The organism is Sorangium sp. So ce834, assembly GCF_051521425.1.
In the GTDB taxonomy this organism is placed as follows: Bacteria; Myxococcota_A; Polyangia; order Polyangiales; family Polyangiaceae; genus Sorangium; species Sorangium cellulosum_D.
In genome coordinates this window covers 10103403-10118895 of sequence record NZ_CP150351.1, presented here as the reverse complement: position 1 = coordinate 10118895, position 15493 = coordinate 10103403, and the positions used below count along the sequence as shown (strand labels likewise).

The following is a 15493-nucleotide window of genomic DNA, read 5'->3' as shown; positions in this document are numbered from 1 at the left end:
ACCGTCGGCGTACAACCGGAGACGAGCTTGGGGGGGGTCAATCGCCCTGAGGTGAAGCGACCCACCTCCCGTTCAACATGACCCGATTCACGCGGCGCATCGCCCGGATGTCCGCGAGCGGGTCGCCCTCGATCAGGACGAGGTCGGCGAGCTTGCCCGGCTCGACGCTGCCGAGCCGATCGTCGATGCGGAGATATCTGGCGCCCTCCAGCGTGGCGGCGACGAGGACCTCCATGGGCGATAGGCCGCTCTCGACGAGCAGCTCCATCTCGCGCTGATAAGCCCACCCGCGCGCGGCGCCCGGCACCGCGCCGTGGGAGCCGACGGCCACCCGCACGCCGGCGCGGCGCGCGGCGGCGGTGAGCCTCATCATGTTCTCGAAGCCGCGCACCTCGGCCTCGGTCACGCCCTCGCAGCCAGCGCGGCGCTCGAAGATGGCGAGCGTGGGGGTGACGAAGGTGCCGCGCGCCGCGAGCAGCCGGAGCAGCTGGGCGGTCCGGGGCGCCTTGAGCGAGATGCCGCGGAAGATCTCGTAACGACCGGGGAAGCGCGCCTCGTTGTCGGCGATCACCGATTGCCGGTAACGCTCCGCCTCGCGCGGCGGCACGAGCGCCGTCCCCAGCGAGGTGATGTGCTCGATGCCGTCCAGCCCCGCGCGGGCCGCCGCCGCCGCGTCCACCGTCTCCAGGTGCGCGACGGCGACCACGCCGCGGGCGTGCGCGGCCTGCGCGATGGCCTCGACGAGCCCGAGCGGCAACCGGAAATAGACCTTGATCCCCGACGCGCCGCGCTCGACCAGCTGCTCGACCGCCCAGCGCGCCTCCGCCGCGTCGCGCACCAGCATCGCGCTCTGCGGGTAGGCGGGGTACGGCGCGTCGAGCATCGGGCCCGTCAAGAAGAGCCGCGGCGCCGGGCCGCGCCGGCGCGCGGCGTCGTACGCCTCGATCCAGTTCCCCGGCTCGCGCAGCGAGGTGACGCCGCGCTGGAGGACGAGGCCGGGCAGCCCGTCGTCGCCGCCGAGGTGGAAATGCACGTCGATGAGGCCAGGCAGGACCCAGAGCCCCGCGCCGCGGACGAGCTCCGCGCCGGCCGGGACGTCCGTGGCGGCGCGCGCGCCCGCGGCCACGATGCGGTCGCCGCGGATCACGACGACGGCGTCCCGCACGGGCGGCCCCCCGCGACCGTCCACGAGCGTGGCCCCGACGATCGCGACGGAATGCGCGGCGTCCGGCCGCGCGGGGGGGTTGAGCTCCCGCGCGGGCGGGAGCTTCGGCGGACCTTCCGGCGAGGGCCACTGCACGGGCGCGCTCGCGCAGGCGCACAGGCCCGCGAGCGTCGCCAACAGACACACGCGCAACCGAAAGCTCATCGTGCCCTCCCCCGTGTCCCCCGATCGCGACGGGCCGCGCGCGTCGCCGGAGCCCCGCGACGCGCGTGGAGCCGTATCGCTCTCGCCCAGCGCGCGCGCCCGCGGGCGAGGCCGGATGCTGCGATCGTGCGCGATCGCGCACGCCGCACCGCTGATCATAGCATCTCCGGCCCGCGGGGCCGCGATCACGAGCGCTTTCCAACTTCCACCTTCAACTCGAAGGCGCGCTCCCGTCGACGTCCGCCTCCATCTCCAGATTCGCTCGTTGCATCGAGTCGCGGCCACGCCGCGGGCGCCGCCGGCGCGTGCGCCTGTCCGGGCTCCGGCGCGCCGCGTTTCGTGGAGCACAGGGAGGCTCCGAACTCGCGACTTGCTGGATTCGGCGCGGCGCCCGAACCCTTTGCAGGTGCGCAGCGCGCGTGAGCGCAGGCGCCGGGGTCGCGGTAATGGGCGCTCGCCGAAGGTTGGCGACTTCGGTGTTGCGATGGCACGGCGCCGACGTCAGGCGATTCCCGAGCCGTGCAGGCGCCGCCGGGCTCGTCCGAGGGGCTCATGCCATGGTGTTTGGGTCGCGCCGGAGCGGCCGAAGCGCGGGCAGTCGATTCGGCGGGCCGCATCGAGATAGTTGAGCGTCTCAGCCGGGGTGGAGTAGTGTGCCACCGCTGGCGCGCGGGATAGGCCGCGACCGGCGGGTCCCGTTGGGACCGGCTGACGAAGCGACTCTTGACGACAGGCGCTCATTCAAGCGCGCTGGAGGACATCATGCGTAATATCAATCTTATCAGCGTTGGCTCGATGGCTCTCATCCTTGGCGCGGCCGCGTTCTCCGCGGGGTGCGGGGACGACTCCGAAGGGGGCGGCGGGACCACCGCGAGCAGCACGAGCGCCACGTCCGGCACGACCGGCACGGGCGGCGCGGGCGGCGAGGGCGGCAGCAACGAGGGCGGCAGCAACGAGGGCGGGGCCGGCACCGAGTGCGTGACCTGCTCGGCGCCCCTGCTCACCGAGGCCAACCCGGACGACCTGTGCGAGGCCTCGGTGGAGAAGTACGACGCCATCACGACGTGCATCTGTACGGCGTGCGGCGCGGCCGAGGGGGATCCCTGCTACGACTCCTGTACCGGCGAGGCGGTGCCGAGCGAGGAGTGCACGACCTGCGGCAGCGCGGCGGCCCTCACCCCGGACGGCGCCTGCAAGGCCGAGGGCGACGCGTGCGTCGCCGACACGGGCGAGTGAGCCTCGCGCCTTGAGGTCCGCGGAGCCGGTCCGAGCCCCGGCTCGGCTCCGCGCCGGCCGTCACGCCTCGGCGCGCACCGACAGCTCGATCCGCCAGCGCTCGTTCGGCTTCTGCGCCTCGCGCGGGATCGCCTCGAGGAGCAGCGTCCCCACCTCCGTGACCGAGGCGCGCAGCTGCACCGGCACCATGTCGCCCTCGCGGCGGCCCTCGGCGGGCAGGGTGACCTCGATCGGGGAGAGCTCCTCGAGCTCGCCGGGCTTCCAGTGCTCGAGCTCGGTCCCCGCCTGGTCGTCCCGGCGCACCGACGAGCTGAAGAAGCGGAAGCGCACCGGCTCGCCGACCACCACGCCGAACTCCTGCGGCGGCAGCGTCGCCTCGGTGCCCTCCTCCATGCCGAACGGCGCCAGGCAGAGCGCCGTGATCGGCGGCTCCAGGCCGGGCACCGCGGGCACCGCGCCCTCGATGCCCACGTAGTAGGCCCGCGCCGTCCCGCCGCGGATCCTGAGCCCCCGGCCGCGCCGCGCGAGCCCGTAGGCGGTGGCGCCGCGCGCGACCGCGAGATCCAGGTCCTCGGTCGGGAGCACCCGCGGCGGGGGCGCGCCGTCCCCCTCGAGCCAGGCGCCGAGCGTCGCGAGCAGCCGCTCGCGCAGCGCCGCGCTCTTCATGACGCCCCCGTTGAACAGCACCGCCGTCGGGTGCAGGAGCAGCGGCGCGCGGCCGGCCTCGGCGGCCTCCGCGCCCTTCGGGACGAAGCCCTCGAGCTTGGCCGTCGCGCCGGCCTGCCGCCCCAGGAACGCGGCGAGGTGGCGGGTGATCGCCGGGTCCTGCGCGTACGGCAGGCCGAGCTGCGTCAGGCCGGCGCGCGCGCGCGTCGCCGGGCGGGCGGAGGACGGGACCTCCGGGAAGAACCCGTCCACGAGCGTCCGCGTGATCTCGTCGCGCGTGAGCGCCGTCCGGATCGACGCCCCGAGCAGCTTCGAGCCGCGGCCGGCGATCACGATCGGCGCCTCGGTCATCGTCGGATCGCCGAGCAGCCGCTCTTTCGCGACGCGCGCCGCGTGGGTGAGCGACGTCATCTGCCAGCGGTCGAGCTCCTTGCCCTCGTCCGCCAGCTTGGCCTTCACGACGTGCGCGAGCGCGAGGTCCATGTTGTCGCCGCCGAGCAGGATGTGGTCGCCGACCGCCACGCGGACGAGCTCGAGCGAGCCGTCGCGCGGGACCGCGGCGATCGCGGAGAAGTCGGTGGTGCCGCCGCCGACGTCGACCACGAGCAGCACGTCGCCCGGCTGGAGGTGCTTGCGCCACGCCTCGCCGGCCGCGTCGATCCAGGCGTACACGGCCGCCTGCGGCTCCTCGAGCAGCGTGAGGTCCTCGAACCCCGCGGCGCTCGCCGCCTCGACGGTGAGGTCGCGCGCGGCGGCGTCGAACGACGCGGGCACGGTGATCACGATCTCCTGCTTCGCCAGGGCGAGCTCGGGGTCGTCCTTCGCGAACAGGTGGTCCCACGCCTCGGTGAGGTGCTCGAGGTACCGCCACGACGCCTCGACCGGCGAGATCTTCTCGATGTCCTCGGGCGCGCCGATCGGCAGCGTCGGCCCGCGCCGGTCGATGCCCGGGTGGCACAGCCAGCTCTTCGCGCTGGAGATGAGGCGCGCCGGCGCGTCGGCCCCGCGGGCGCGGGCGTGCTCGCCGACCGCGAAGCGCCGCTCGGCGTCCCACGGCAGCAGCTGGACGCCCTCGCTCTCGTGGGGGATGTACATGAAGGAGGGCAGGAGCGGCCGCGCCTCGAGCGTGCCCTGCGCGACGAGCTGCGGGACGGCCAGCACCTCGGGCGACGGCGTGAGCCGCGGGTCGGCGCCGTCCTCGGGGAGGCGCGCGTAGGCGAGCGCGCAGTGGGTGGTGCCCAGATCGATGCCGATGATGTAACGCGCGCTCACAGCTCGACCTCCGCGGGGGCGATGACGCTGGCGTCGTGGCCGGCGACCGGCGTGGGCAGCGAGAGCTCGTCGGCGCGCCAGCCCCGGTGGCGCAGCACCCCTCGGTACGGCGCGCTCCCGGACACGTTGCCGATGAGCTTGACCTCGGACGGGTTGTAGCCGGCCTCCAGCGTCACCTTCGCCCCCTCCTCCTCGCGCCGCACGGGCGCGAGCTTCGCGTGGCTGCGCAGCGCCTTGCGGCAGCCCTCATGGACCATCCTCGCCGCCACGCCGACGTCCGCGTCGCCGAAGGAGGCGATGTCCTGCTCGAGGAAGTCGACCAGCCGGCCTTCGCGCTGCAGCAGCGAGAGCAGCTGGAGCGCCGAGCTCACGCCGGGCGCGGCAGCGGGCGCAGGGGCCGCCGCGGGCGCAGGCGCCCTCTCCGCGGCTTCGGCGGCGGGCGGCGCTCCGTCGGCTCGAGCTCGCTCCAGCTCGTGCGGCTCGGCGCGCTCGGCCGGCGGCAGGGCGGCGGCCGAGCGCGCCTGCCAGGCCCGCGCGGCGAACTGTGGATCGAACAGCACGCGGAAGAAGCATGCGAAGGCGAACCAGAGCCGCGTGGACCAGGGGAGCGGGGGATCGTGGAGATCGGCCACGGCGAGAGCCTAACGCCGAGCGTCGCGTTGGGTACAGAGACCGGCGCGCCGGGCAGGGGGGCGAAGGGCCGGGATCGCCGTCCGGCCCGGCGCTGCCCCGGTCAGAAGGACCGCCGTCCGGCCCGGCGCCGCCCCGGTCAGAAGGACGCCCGGAGGACGGGAACGCGGAGCTCGTGCCCCTGGGCCACGCCGAACTTGAACATCTCGTCCTGCGAGTACAGCGGCCTGAGCGAGAGCGCCGGCATGCCAAGCGCGACCCGGCGCGGCGTGACGTCGACGAGGCCGAGCCGGGGCTCTTCCCAGCGGGTGCCCCGGAGGAGCGGCGCCGCGTCCGTCGTGATCTGGACGTTGACGCCCGGCTGGGGAGGCTCGGCGGCCGGCTCGTTGCGGATCGGCTCGCTCTGGTCGCCCGCCGGGGGCTTGTACGCGGTGGCGTTGAGCGTGACGACGAGGGTCGGGATGACGAGCGCCATGCCGCCGGCGAGCATGTAGAGCGGCACCTCCGCGGGCGGCTCCGAGGCCTCGATGAAGTAGCCGGCGACGCCGCCCCCCACCGCGCCGAGCCCGCCGAAGACGAGGTACGGCCAGGCGCGCTCGACCCCGACGGCCCCCATGGTCAGCATCACGACCTCGCCGCCGAGCAGCGCGCCGCCGACGATCCCCTTGCCGTCGACGCTCACCCGGTCGCTCGTCTCCTGGGCGCTCGCGCGCTCGGGAGCGCCGGCGAGCACCGCCGCCGCCACCGACGCTCCTGCCAGACACTGCGCTGCCTTTCGATTCATGCGGTTGATCGGCATCGTGTTTTCCCCGTCTCGATGGTCGCGGGGCCCGCGAGGGCGCCCGCGCTGGACCGCCGCCGGCCGCGCGTCGCGCTCGCGTCCGCTCCGGCCGGCTGGCCGGCGGCCCCGCTGGGCCGTCGCGCCGTTCTCGATTTGTGAACCGCTGGCGGAGCGAGTGCGCGCGCGTCCTGTCTCCGCCAGCGAAGCCGGTTGGGCGAGCCTAGCACGGGTTTCGAGGCACCGAACCGCTGCATTGCCCGTGCGGAGGATGGGTGGTATGGGTCCACCCGTGTCGGGCGGTGGCCCGCCACCTGTCGCCGCGCGCGGCAGCCTTCGAGGGAAGATCGCTATGGGCCGCATCGGACCGCTGGAAATCGCCCTTCTCATCGGGCTCGCCCTGCTCCTCTTCGGTGCCGGGAGGATCGCTGACATCGGCAAGGGGATCGGCGAGGGCATCCGGAACTTCAAGAAGGGCATCCGCGACGACGAGGAGGAGGACGCCGCCAAGCAGCTCCCCGCGAAGCCCGACGTGAAGGAAGAGGACACCCACAAGCCCGTGTAGCGCCCGCGCCGGATCGCGGCGCTCGAGGCCTGCACGGTACGAGGTCGGTCGACGCTCGCTGGCGCGCGTCTATACTCGATCGCCGTATGCCCCACCGACTCCTGGAGCGCATCGTCAAGGCGCTCGTTGTCTCCGCCGCGTTCCCGCTGGCAGCGTACTTCGTTCTTCAGTTCGGCCCCGGGGGGCTCTGGCGTGGGTTCGAGCCGGCGCTCGCGGTCACCGGGCAGGTGGCCAAGGCGCCGTACGACCTCACCCGCCTCGAGGCCGTGAACGAGACGCTCAAGATGATCCGGGACAAGTACGTCGAGCCGGATCGCGTCAAGCCGAAGGAGATGCTGCTGTCGGCGCTGAACGCCGTGCAGCGCGACGTCGCGCAGGTGATCGTCCTCAACGAGGATCCCAACGAGGTCACCGTCCGCGTCGAGACCAGCGAGAAGAAGTTCCGGATCGACAACATCCAGGGCCCCTGGGACGTCTCCGCGCGCCTCCGTGAGGTCTTCGCCTTCCTGCAGAAGAACCTCCGCGGCACGGAGGTCGATCTGCGCGACGTCGAGTACGCCGCGTGCAACGGCATGCTGCACACGCTCGACCCGCACTCGTCGTTCCTGAGCCCCGAGGCGTACAAGGAGATGAACCTCTCCACGTCGGGCGCGTTCGGCGGGCTCGGCGTCGTGATCTCGATCCGCGACCAGATGCTCACCGTCCTGAACCCGATGCCCGACACGCCCGCGGGCCGGGCGGGCCTCAAGCGGCTCGATCGGATCGTGAAGATCAACAACGAGTCGACGCTCAACATGCCGCTCGACGACGCCGTGCGGCGGCTCCGCGGCGATCCCGGCACCGCGGTCACCGTGTGGGTGACCCGCGACGGCGAGGGCGGGTGGCAGGGCCCGAAGGCGTTCGAGCTGACCCGCGAGGTGATCAAGGTCCGGTCCGTCGAGTCGCGCGCGCTGGACGGCGGCATCGCCTACGTCCGGCTCAAGACGTTCCAGGCGACGTCGACCGCTGAGCTCGACGCGGCGCTCGACGGGCTGCGCGCCAAGGGCCAGCTGAAGGGGCTCGTGCTCGACCTGCGCGGCAACCCGGGCGGCCTGCTCGATCAGGCCGCGCGCATCGCCGACAAGTTCCTCGCCGACGGCGTCATCGTCTCGACGGTCGGCGCCTCCGAGGGGCGCGAGGAGAAGCGCGCCAAGGGCCCCGGCACCGAGCCGCCGTACCCGATCGTGGTGCTCGTGAGCGGCAACAGCGCGAGCGCGAGCGAGATCGTGGCGGGCGCGCTGAAGAACAACGATCGCGCCGTCATCGTGGGCTCGCAGACGTTCGGCAAGGGCAGCGTGCAGCTCGTCTTCCCCGACGTCACGGCGGAGAAGGCGGCCCTCAAGCTGACGATCGCGCAGTACCTGACGCCGGGCGACATCTCGATCCAGGGCGTCGGCGTCACGCCGGACATCGAGCTCGATCCGATGACGGTCGACGAGCTCGAGATGGATCTCACCGTGCAGAAGGACGGGATCCGGGAGCGCGACCTCTCGGCGCACCTCTCGAACGCGCGGGCGGCGGCGGCGGGCAAGCCGGTCGAGGTGGTCCGCTACCAGCTCACGAGCGCCGAGCGCGAGGCGATGCGCGATCGCGGGGGCGACATCGACGAGGACTTCGCCCTCGACTTCCCCATCCGCTTCGCGCGGGAGCTCGCCGTGCGCATGCCGCCGAGCACCCCGCGGCTCCAGCAGCTCCGCGCCGTGCACGACCACATCGAGCAGGTCGGCAAGGAGGAGCTCGGCAAGGTCGCGGCCGAGCTGGCGAAGCTCGGCGTCGACTGGTCCGACGCGCCCGAGAGCGCGAACGCGGCGGCGGCCAAGTCCGAGCTCGACGTGAAGGTCGAGACCGATCGCCCGAACGCCGAGGTGGTCGCTGGCCAGCCGATGGAGCTCCGGGTCACGGTCAAGAACAACGGCAAGCAGCCGGTCTACCGCCTCCGCGGGACGACGGAGAGCGACAACCTGTACTTCGACAGCAAGGAGCTCATCTTCGGCAAGATCGGCCCCGGCCAGACGAAGACGGCGAAGGCGCCGCTCGGCTGGTGCGAGGTCGAGGGGCGGAAGGTCGGCTCGACGAAGCCGCGGAAGGCGAACGAGAAGCGCATCTGCAAGATCCCGATGGACGCCCTCTCGCGGAGCGACGGGCTCAAGGTGAAGTTCGAGGTCGCCGGCGCGCCGGAGCCGCCCGCCGTCGAGATCCGGCCCACGGTGCGCGCGCTCGACCGGCCGCTCTTCCAGTACGCCTACCAGATCGTCGACGACCGCGAGGGCAACGGCGACGGGCTCATCCAGAAGGGCGAGCGGGTCAGCATGTACCTGACCGTCAAGAACGTCGGCAAGGGGCCGTCGTACGAGACGCAGGCGAACATCGCGAACCTCTCCGGCGAAGGGCTCATGCTGCACGCGGGGCGCTTCGACGTCTCGAACATCAAGCCGGGCGACGTGCGCAAGGTGGTCTTCAGCTTCGACGTCGAGCCGCAGCTGTCCGAGCCCGAGGCGACCCTCTCGCTCTCGGTGGGCGATCGCGATCTCCGCGAGTTTGCCAGCGAGAAGGTGAAGATCCCGATCTCGCCGCGCGTGCAGCTCACGGGCGGCGGCTCCACCGTGAAGGCCGGCGCGCAGGGGGCGACGCTGCTCCCGTCGCCGGAGGCGAGCGCGCGCGGCTTCGGTCGGCTCCCGGCGGGCGCCGTGATCAAGGTGCTCGGCGAGGCGCCCGGCGGGTTCCTCAAGGTCGATCTCGGCGCGGGCCGCTTCGCGTTCGTCGCGGCGCGGGAGGTGGGTCCCGGCGGCGGACCGGCGCCCGCGGCGGTCGCGTTCGAGGACGTCTACTCGCACGCGCCGCCGACGCTCGACATCGCCGCGGCGGCGCTGGCGACGACCACCGACACCGTGAAGATCACCGGGACGGCCGCGGACAGCGAGCGGCTCCTCGACACCTTCATCTTCGTCGGGTCGCGGAAGCTCTACTACAAGTCGAACCGCGACGGCGCCGACCCGAAGAAGGCCGACTTCTCGTTCGAGGCGCCGCTCCGGCCGGGGGTGAACGTCATCACCGTGGTCGCGCGCGAGACGCCCGACACCACCACGCGGCGCACGCTCGTGGTGCGCAAGGACGGGCCCGACGGCTCGATCTTGAAGACCCCGAAGTCCGACAACCCGGTGGACGACTGGATTGCGGACCGCGGGGGTGAGGACTAAGGCGCCTGGCATGGATGACGGTCGTCGACGGCGGTGCGCCGCCGGGCTGCCCTGCCCGGCGAGGATCTGGTAGCCTCATCCCGTGGGACTCCTCGCCTGGCTGGGCCTGAAGCAGGGGGGCTCGTTCCCGAACCTCGACGCCCTCCTGAAGGAGCTCCGCGCGGCGCTCCCGGACGACGAGGCGGTGGTCCTCCGCTACATCGCGACCGTCATCGTCCTGCTCGGCAAGGTCGCCTGCGTCGACGGCCGGTTCTCCGACAAGGAAGACGAGCTGCTCCGCGAGCTGCTCACGCACGTCGACGGCCTCGCGCCGAGCGGGGTCGACGCGGTGTTCAACGCCCTTCAGGGCAAGCTGCCCGCGCTCCAGGAGGGCGAGGTCGACCGCTGCTACCGCGAGCTCAAGGCGCTCTGCAACGCGAGCGAGCGGGTGGAGGTCGTGCGCCTCCTGATCCGGCTCGCGGCGGCGGACGGCGCCCCCACGCCGGCCGAGCGGGCCGAGATCGAGAGCATCGCCGAGGAGCTCGGCGTCTCGCTCACCGACATCGAGCCGGACCTCTCCGTGCAGGCCGGCGCCCCGGCCCCGCCGGACGATCGCGGCGAGCCCGGCGGCGGCATCTCAGCGTGAGCGACGGCGCCGCCCGCCTGAGCAGCGGCGCCGCCGGGCGGAGCGGTCAGTCGCGCGCGTCTCGCTGCTCGGCGCTCGCGTCAGGGCTCGACGCGCGGCTCGCGCGGCGCTGCTTCAGCGCCGTCAGCGTCACGAAGAGGACGAACAGGACGGCCCCGAGCACCGCCACGAGCGTGCCGAAGTTGAAGAGGTAGTGCGCGCCCTGCGCGCCGCCCACCCCCATCAGAAAGATGCCGAGCAGCGCGATGCCCGCGCCGATGACGGGATCGGGGCCGACGTCGTTCTCCGAAGTCGCACGCGAGAGCCCGCTCCCCTGGACCCCGCCAGCCTCGTTGCTCATCGGATGGCTCACAGGAGGGAGCTTAGCAAACTGGTCAACCGCCCGAAACCCGCCTGCGCTGGACCCGGGCTATGCTGCGCGGGTGAGCACGCCCACGCACCCCCTGAACGACCGTCCCTCCCGTCCCGCGTCGCCTGACTTCGCTGGGCGCCGCGTCATCACCTTCGAGAGCCGCCGCGCCCCCGAGATGGCCTCGTTGATCCAGCGGTACGGCGGTGTACCCGTCACGGCGCCGACGCTCCGCGAGGTGCCCATCGAGCGGAACGAGCGCGCGCTCGACTTCGCGCGGCGCCTCGCGGGCGCCGAGCTCGACCTCGTGATCCTGATGACCGGCGTCGGGGCCCGCGCGCTCGTGGCCGAGGCGGCGCCCGCGCTCGAGCCGGGCCACGGCGGCGACGGCGCGCCCGGCGACGCAGGCGCCCAGGGCATATCCCTCCTGGCCGCGGCGCTCTCGTCGGTGCAGCTCGTCGTGCGCGGCCCCAAGCCGGCCGCGGCGCTGCGAGAGATCGGCGTGACCCGCTTCGTCACCGTCCCGGAGCCGAACACCTGGCGAGAGATCATCGAGGTCGTCCGCGGGCTCGGCGACCTGAGCGGAAAGCGCATCGCCGTGCAGGAGCACGGCGCGCCGAGCCACGAGCTCTACGCCGGGCTCGAGGCGGCCGGCGCCCGCGTCACCCCGGTGCCGGTGTACCGCTGGGCGCTCCCGGAGGACACCTCGGCGCTCCGGCAGGCGCTCCGCCTCCTGGCCGACGGCGGCGCGGCGATCACGCTCTTCACGAGCCGCGCGCAGGTCGAGCACGCGCTCCTCGTGGCGGCCGAGGAGGGGCTCGTCGACCGGCTGCGCGCCGGGCTCGCGCGGGGCATGGTGGCGTCGATCGGGCCGGTCTGCACGGAGGCGCTGCGCGCCGAGGGGATCGAGCCCGACGTCGAGCCCGAGCACCCGAAGATGGGCCACCTGGTCCGCGCGGCGGCCGTGCGCTCGGGCGAGGTCCTCGCCCGCAAGGAGAGCCAGGGCGACGCGCCCCCGCCGGCTCAGTCTTCGTAGTCGTCGCCCTCGCCGTCGTCCTCGGACCGCGCCACCGTCGCCGGCCGCGGCGCGAGGCCGGGCGCCGCGCCGGCGGCCGCCACGGGCGCGCTCGGGCGCGCGTCCGCGTGGCCCCGGTCGATCAGCTCGGCGCGGTAGAGCACGCGCCCGTCCTCGGCGGTGATCTCGCCGCCCACGTCGCCCCAGGCGAAGTCGTCGCTCTGGAGCGTGCGCATCGTCGCCTTCGTCCTGCCGATGCGCACGCGGAAGCTCGTCTTCTGGCACGCGATGGCGCCGCCGCCGACCTCGACGTTCACCGCCTCGGTGCCGAGCACCTCCTCGTTCTCGTCGGCGGCGAGCGCGGTCTTGGCCATCATCGCGTCGTACGCCGCGAGGGTCGCGGGCCGCTCGGCGCCGCCGTCGATCCACGCCGCGCCGAGGATCTCGCCGCGCCGGCTCGGCGCGTCGCTCATCCGGACGCGCAGCGCCTCGGTCTCCTTGCCGTCTTCGAGGGTCACGTCGACCACGAGGACGTCCCCCTCGCGCGCGACCACCCGCTGCGTGAGGAGCAGCGGCGCCTTCCTGAAGCTGCCCGAGAACCGGTAGGCCACGTAGTCGCCGGGCGCGCGCGCGGGCGGCGCCTCCTCCGCGGCCGGGGCGCTCGCGTCGGCCTCGCCCTTCGCGCGCTCCGGGGCCTCGCGCTCTGCCTGGGCCGCTGCCTTGGCGGCGTCCTGGGGGCGGCCAGCTCGAGCGTTCGTTCCGATCCCGGCGCCGCAGCCGGCGGCCAGGAGCGAGGTGAGGGCGGCGAAGAGCAGCGGTCGGTTCATGCACCTCCGGTACATGAGGGCGCCGGCCAGGGCCCAATTTCTGGCGTTCCGTGGGCGCGCCGGGCCCCGCGGCGCCTTGCGCACGAAGCTCAGGCCGCGCTCAGGCCGCGCTCAGGGCAGCTTGCCGCTCGGGAGCATGTCGTCGAAGGCGGCGTCGAACTCGTCCGCGATCATCTCGGCGCCGACCGCGCGCGCGGCCGGCTTCGGGACGTCGATGCGGCGCAGCCGCTCCGCGACGCTGCCGCGCGGATCGCTGTAGCTCGGGCTCATCCGGGCGACGCGCTGGAAGTAGTAGAGCGCCTGCTCGGGGACGCCGCGCATCTCGTAGGCGTTCGCGATCTCGTACGTCAGCGCGAGCTCCTGCTCCACCGTCTTGTGCGAGGCGTGCAGCCCCCGGATGAGCGCGTCGATCCCCGCCTCGATGTTGCCCATCTGGAGGTGGGTGACGCCGATCATCGACTGGCAGACGCACTCTCGCCCGGGGTCGCGGGCGGCGAGCTCGAACTCGGCGACGGCGTCCGCGTAGAGGCCCATCTCCTTGTACGCGACCCCGAGATCGTAGTGCGTCGACGCGTCGGACTCGGAGATCTGCGCGGCGACGCCGGCCTTGAACTGCTCGAAGACGCTCTCGACGCTGATCTGCCGGGGATCGTCCTGGACGCCCGTCACCGAGCCCGGCGCGACCTCGAGCTCGTCGATCATCTTGAGCGACTCGGCGATGTCGAACGCGCGGTCCTCGTCCGGCCGCTCGCTGCCGCGCGGGACGGCCCGCGTGCCGCTCTCGTTGTCGGTCGCCGCGCGCGCCCCGTGCGTCTGCGACGCGAGCTCGGTGACCTCGCGCAGCCGCTCCATCAAGAGCGGGTGGTTCGGCAGCCGCGCGAGCTGCTCCTCGAGGATGTTGCGCGCCTCCTCGAACATCCCGTGCTGCGCGAAGAACTCGACCTCCTCGAGCGCGTCCTCGTCGAGCGCGTCCGCGCGCCGCCCCGACCCCGGCGGCACGGACCGCCCCGACCCCGGCCGGACCGACGCCGGCCGGGGCGGCGCCGGGCTGTACAGGGCCGGCGGCGGGGCGAGCACCGGGGGCGGCGGCATCGACGAGGGCGCGGGCGGCGCCTGCGACGCGGCGACCGCCAGCGGGTGCGCCGGCGACCGGCTCGGGTTGACCGACGCCGTCTCCTCCTCGTCGTCGATCTCCTCCAGCTCCTCGAGCGGCTCGACGTCCTCGACCTCCTCGACGTCGTCGATCGGGAAGCTCGGCAGCGGCGGCTCGTTCGCGAACGGATCGTCGAGGTGCGTGACGAGCTCGGGCCGCCTGGGGAGCGCCTCGACGACGCCGTCCTCGTCGAGCGTGTAGGCGGGCAGCGGCGCGTCGGGGTCGTAGAGGTCCTGGCTCGGCACCTCGGACGCGTACGCGTCGTTGGCCGTCGGCGAGACCTCCGGCCCGGTGTGCTCCTCGTCGGAGAGCTCGTCCTCCTGCGGCACGGCGTAGCCGAGGAGGTTGAGCATCTCGGTCGCCTGGGGGTGGCCGGGCTCGAGGAGCAGCACCTCGTCGAGGAGCCGCGCGGCGTCGTCGACGGCGCCCTCGCCGGACAGCTGCTGCGCGAACGCGAGCATCTGCTCGATCGCGCCGTCCTGGTCGCCCGCCTCGATGAGGATGTCGCAGAGCTTCTCGCGGAGCTCGCGCGCGGCCGGCAGCCGGGCGACGCCGCCCTTCAGGAGGGCGACCGCCTTGTCGTACTGGCGTTCGCGCCGGAGGCTCTCGGCGTGCGCGACGAGCTGCCGCGGGCTCGTGACCGGGGCCGTCGACGGCTGCGCCGCGCGCAGCGGGATCGGCGCCGCGGACGAGGGCTCGACGTCCTCGACCTCAAGCTCCTCGGCCTCGTCGTCCTCGTCGAGCTCGACGTCGATCGACGCGCGCGTGCCCCGCGAGGAGGGCACGAGCTGCGCGGCCAGCTGGCGCACGCCCTCGTCGTTCGGGGCGCGCGCGACCAGGGCGGAGACGAGGGCGGCGAACTGGTCGACCCGCCCCGCCTCCTTGGCGATGCGCGCCGACTCCTTCTGCACCTCGATCGCCTTGGCCGGCTGCCCGAGCAGGTCGAAGGCCCGGGCGAGGAGCGCGAGCGTCTCCAGGTCCCGCGGGTTCTCCTTGAACGCGATCTGCAGCTTGGTGAGGGCCGACATCCCGTCGCTCGGGTCGCCGCGATCGAGGTAGATCTCGGCGGCCATGCGGGCGAAGCGGGCGTCCGGGCGGTGCTGCAGCAGGCGCTCGACCACCTTGAGCGCGTCGTCGCGCCGGCCGAGCTTGAGCAGCAGCTCGGCCGCCGTCCCGAAGCGCTGGATCGCGCCGTCGTAGTCGCGGACGCGGATCAGCGCCTCGGCGAGGCGGAGGTAGGCGAGCGGGTTGTTCGGGTCGAGGTCGACGACCCGCTTGAAGATGTCGATCGCGTCGCGGTCGCGCCCCGCGCGGAGGAGGCGCGTCGCGACCTCGTCGTAGGCGGCGAGCGCGTCGCTCGTGAGCCCGAGCTGCGTGTAGATCTCGGCGAGGCGCGGGACGATGTGGCCGAAGCGGTCCTCGTACTGCGGGACGTGCTTGTGGATGATCTCGCGGATCTGCTTGTAAACGGCGATCGCCTTGAGCGCGAAGCCCTGGAGCGAGTAGAACTGGCCGACGCGCTCGTAGGTGGTGATCGCCTCGACGTACTCCTCCGTCTTCAGGTAGAGGTCGCCGATCTTGAGCAGCGTCCGGACGTCCTTCGGATCCTCCGCGACCAGCTTCTGGTACTCGGCGATAGCCTTGTCGTAGCGCTTCCGCTCGACAAGCTTCTGCGCGGTCTGGAGTACCTTGTCGCGATCGACCGCCACGGCGATGGGAATCTCCTACTGAGGACAGCGAGGCGTCGCTCGGGCGCCCCGCCGGGAGCCCTC

The 15493-nt window shown here is 73.3% G+C and carries 12 protein-coding genes; 5 read left to right on the top strand and 7 right to left on the bottom strand.

Translation table 11 applies throughout. The annotated features are described in order from the left end of the window. Positions 1–37: 37 nt before the first annotated feature. Positions 38–1369: an amidohydrolase family protein gene (locus WMF20_RS37260; RefSeq protein WP_437606529.1), complete on the bottom strand. Its 1332-nt coding sequence runs from the start codon at positions 1367–1369 to the stop codon at positions 38–40. 795 nt (positions 1370–2164) lie between these two features. Between WMF20_RS37260 and WMF20_RS37255 the strand changes: the two genes are divergently transcribed. After that, complete coding sequence (locus tag WMF20_RS37255) at positions 2165–2605, top strand: hypothetical protein (RefSeq protein ID WP_437606528.1); 441 nt, start codon at positions 2165–2167, stop codon at positions 2603–2605. A gap of 60 nt (positions 2606–2665) precedes the next feature. Here the strand turns inward: WMF20_RS37255 and WMF20_RS37250 are convergent, their stop codons facing one another. The 3 genes from WMF20_RS37250 to WMF20_RS37240 all read right to left on the bottom strand — a co-directional run bounded on the left by WMF20_RS37250 (position 2666) and on the right by WMF20_RS37240 (position 5957). After that, the gene (locus tag WMF20_RS37250; RefSeq protein ID WP_437606527.1) at positions 2666–4543 is read right to left on the bottom strand and encodes an Hsp70 family protein; all 1878 of its coding nucleotides are present in this window, start codon (positions 4541–4543) and stop codon (positions 2666–2668) included. Further along, positions 4540–5175 (bottom strand): DUF2760 domain-containing protein, encoded by a 636-nt coding sequence (locus WMF20_RS37245; protein WP_437606526.1) that lies wholly within the window; start codon positions 5173–5175, stop codon positions 4540–4542. The genes WMF20_RS37250 and WMF20_RS37245 overlap by 4 nt, the downstream gene beginning before the upstream one ends. Positions 5176–5312: 137 nt before the next feature. Beyond that, entirely contained in the window at positions 5313–5957 is a 645-nt protein-coding gene (locus WMF20_RS37240) for a hypothetical protein (RefSeq protein WP_437606525.1), read from the bottom strand. 346 nt (positions 5958–6303) lie between these two features. On the opposite strand from WMF20_RS37240, the gene WMF20_RS37235 reads away from it, so the two are divergent. The 3 genes from WMF20_RS37235 (at position 6304) to WMF20_RS37225 (ending at position 10377) form a co-directional block, all read left to right on the top strand. Continuing rightward, entirely contained in the window at positions 6304–6516 is a 213-nt protein-coding gene (locus WMF20_RS37235; RefSeq protein WP_129578729.1) for a twin-arginine translocase TatA/TatE family subunit, read from the top strand. A gap of 86 nt (positions 6517–6602) precedes the next feature. Next, complete coding sequence (locus WMF20_RS37230; protein ID WP_437606523.1) at positions 6603–9752, top strand: MXAN_5808 family serine peptidase; 3150 nt, start codon at positions 6603–6605, stop codon at positions 9750–9752. A gap of 82 nt (positions 9753–9834) precedes the next feature. Beyond that, entirely contained in the window at positions 9835–10377 is a 543-nt protein-coding gene (locus WMF20_RS37225) for a TerB family tellurite resistance protein (RefSeq protein WP_437606522.1), read from the top strand. Between the two features lie 46 nt (positions 10378–10423). On the opposite strand, the gene WMF20_RS37220 is transcribed toward WMF20_RS37225, so the two are convergent. Continuing rightward, positions 10424–10717 carry a hypothetical protein gene (locus WMF20_RS37220; protein ID WP_129578726.1) on the bottom strand — a complete coding sequence of 98 codons (294 nt, stop codon included), beginning with the start codon at positions 10715–10717 and terminating at the stop codon, positions 10424–10426. A gap of 82 nt (positions 10718–10799) precedes the next feature. Between WMF20_RS37220 and WMF20_RS37215 the strand changes: the two genes are divergently transcribed. Continuing rightward, on the top strand, positions 10800–11762 hold the full coding sequence (locus WMF20_RS37215) for a uroporphyrinogen-III synthase (RefSeq protein ID WP_437606520.1): 963 nt from the start codon (positions 10800–10802) through the stop codon (positions 11760–11762). On the opposite strand, the gene WMF20_RS37210 is transcribed toward WMF20_RS37215, so the two are convergent. Both WMF20_RS37210 and WMF20_RS37205 read right to left on the bottom strand, forming a co-directional pair. Continuing rightward, a complete protein-coding gene (locus WMF20_RS37210; RefSeq protein ID WP_237244420.1) occupies positions 11750–12568 on the bottom strand; it encodes a hypothetical protein in 819 nt (272 codons plus the stop codon). The two genes, WMF20_RS37215 and WMF20_RS37210, sit on opposite strands and share 13 nt — an antisense overlap. A 111-nt stretch (positions 12569–12679) precedes the next feature. After that, positions 12680–15430, bottom strand: a complete 2751-nt coding sequence (locus WMF20_RS37205; RefSeq protein ID WP_129578723.1) for a tetratricopeptide repeat protein — start codon at positions 15428–15430, stop codon at positions 12680–12682. Positions 15431–15493 lie beyond the last annotated feature (63 nt).

Bases quoted from the DNA above. Each gene is read 5' to 3' on its own strand.
- WMF20_RS37255 (WP_437606528.1), top strand. From the start codon at position 2,165: ATGGCTCTCATCCTTGGCGCGGCCGCGTTCTCCGCGGGGTGCGGGGAC.
- WMF20_RS37220 (WP_129578726.1), bottom strand. From the start codon at position 10,717: ATGAGCAACGAGGCTGGCGGGGTCCAGGGGAGCGGGCTCTCGCGTGCG.
- WMF20_RS37260 (WP_437606529.1), bottom strand. From the start codon at position 1,369: ATGAGCTTTCGGTTGCGCGTGTGTCTGTTGGCGACGCTCGCGGGCCTG.
- WMF20_RS37240 (WP_437606525.1), bottom strand. From the start codon at position 5,957: ATGAATCGAAAGGCAGCGCAGTGTCTGGCAGGAGCGTCGGTGGCGGCG.
- WMF20_RS37210 (WP_237244420.1), bottom strand. From the start codon at position 12,568: ATGAACCGACCGCTGCTCTTCGCCGCCCTCACCTCGCTCCTGGCCGCC.
- WMF20_RS37235 (WP_129578729.1), top strand. From the start codon at position 6,304: ATGGGCCGCATCGGACCGCTGGAAATCGCCCTTCTCATCGGGCTCGCC.
- WMF20_RS37230 (WP_437606523.1), top strand. From the start codon at position 6,603: ATGCCCCACCGACTCCTGGAGCGCATCGTCAAGGCGCTCGTTGTCTCC.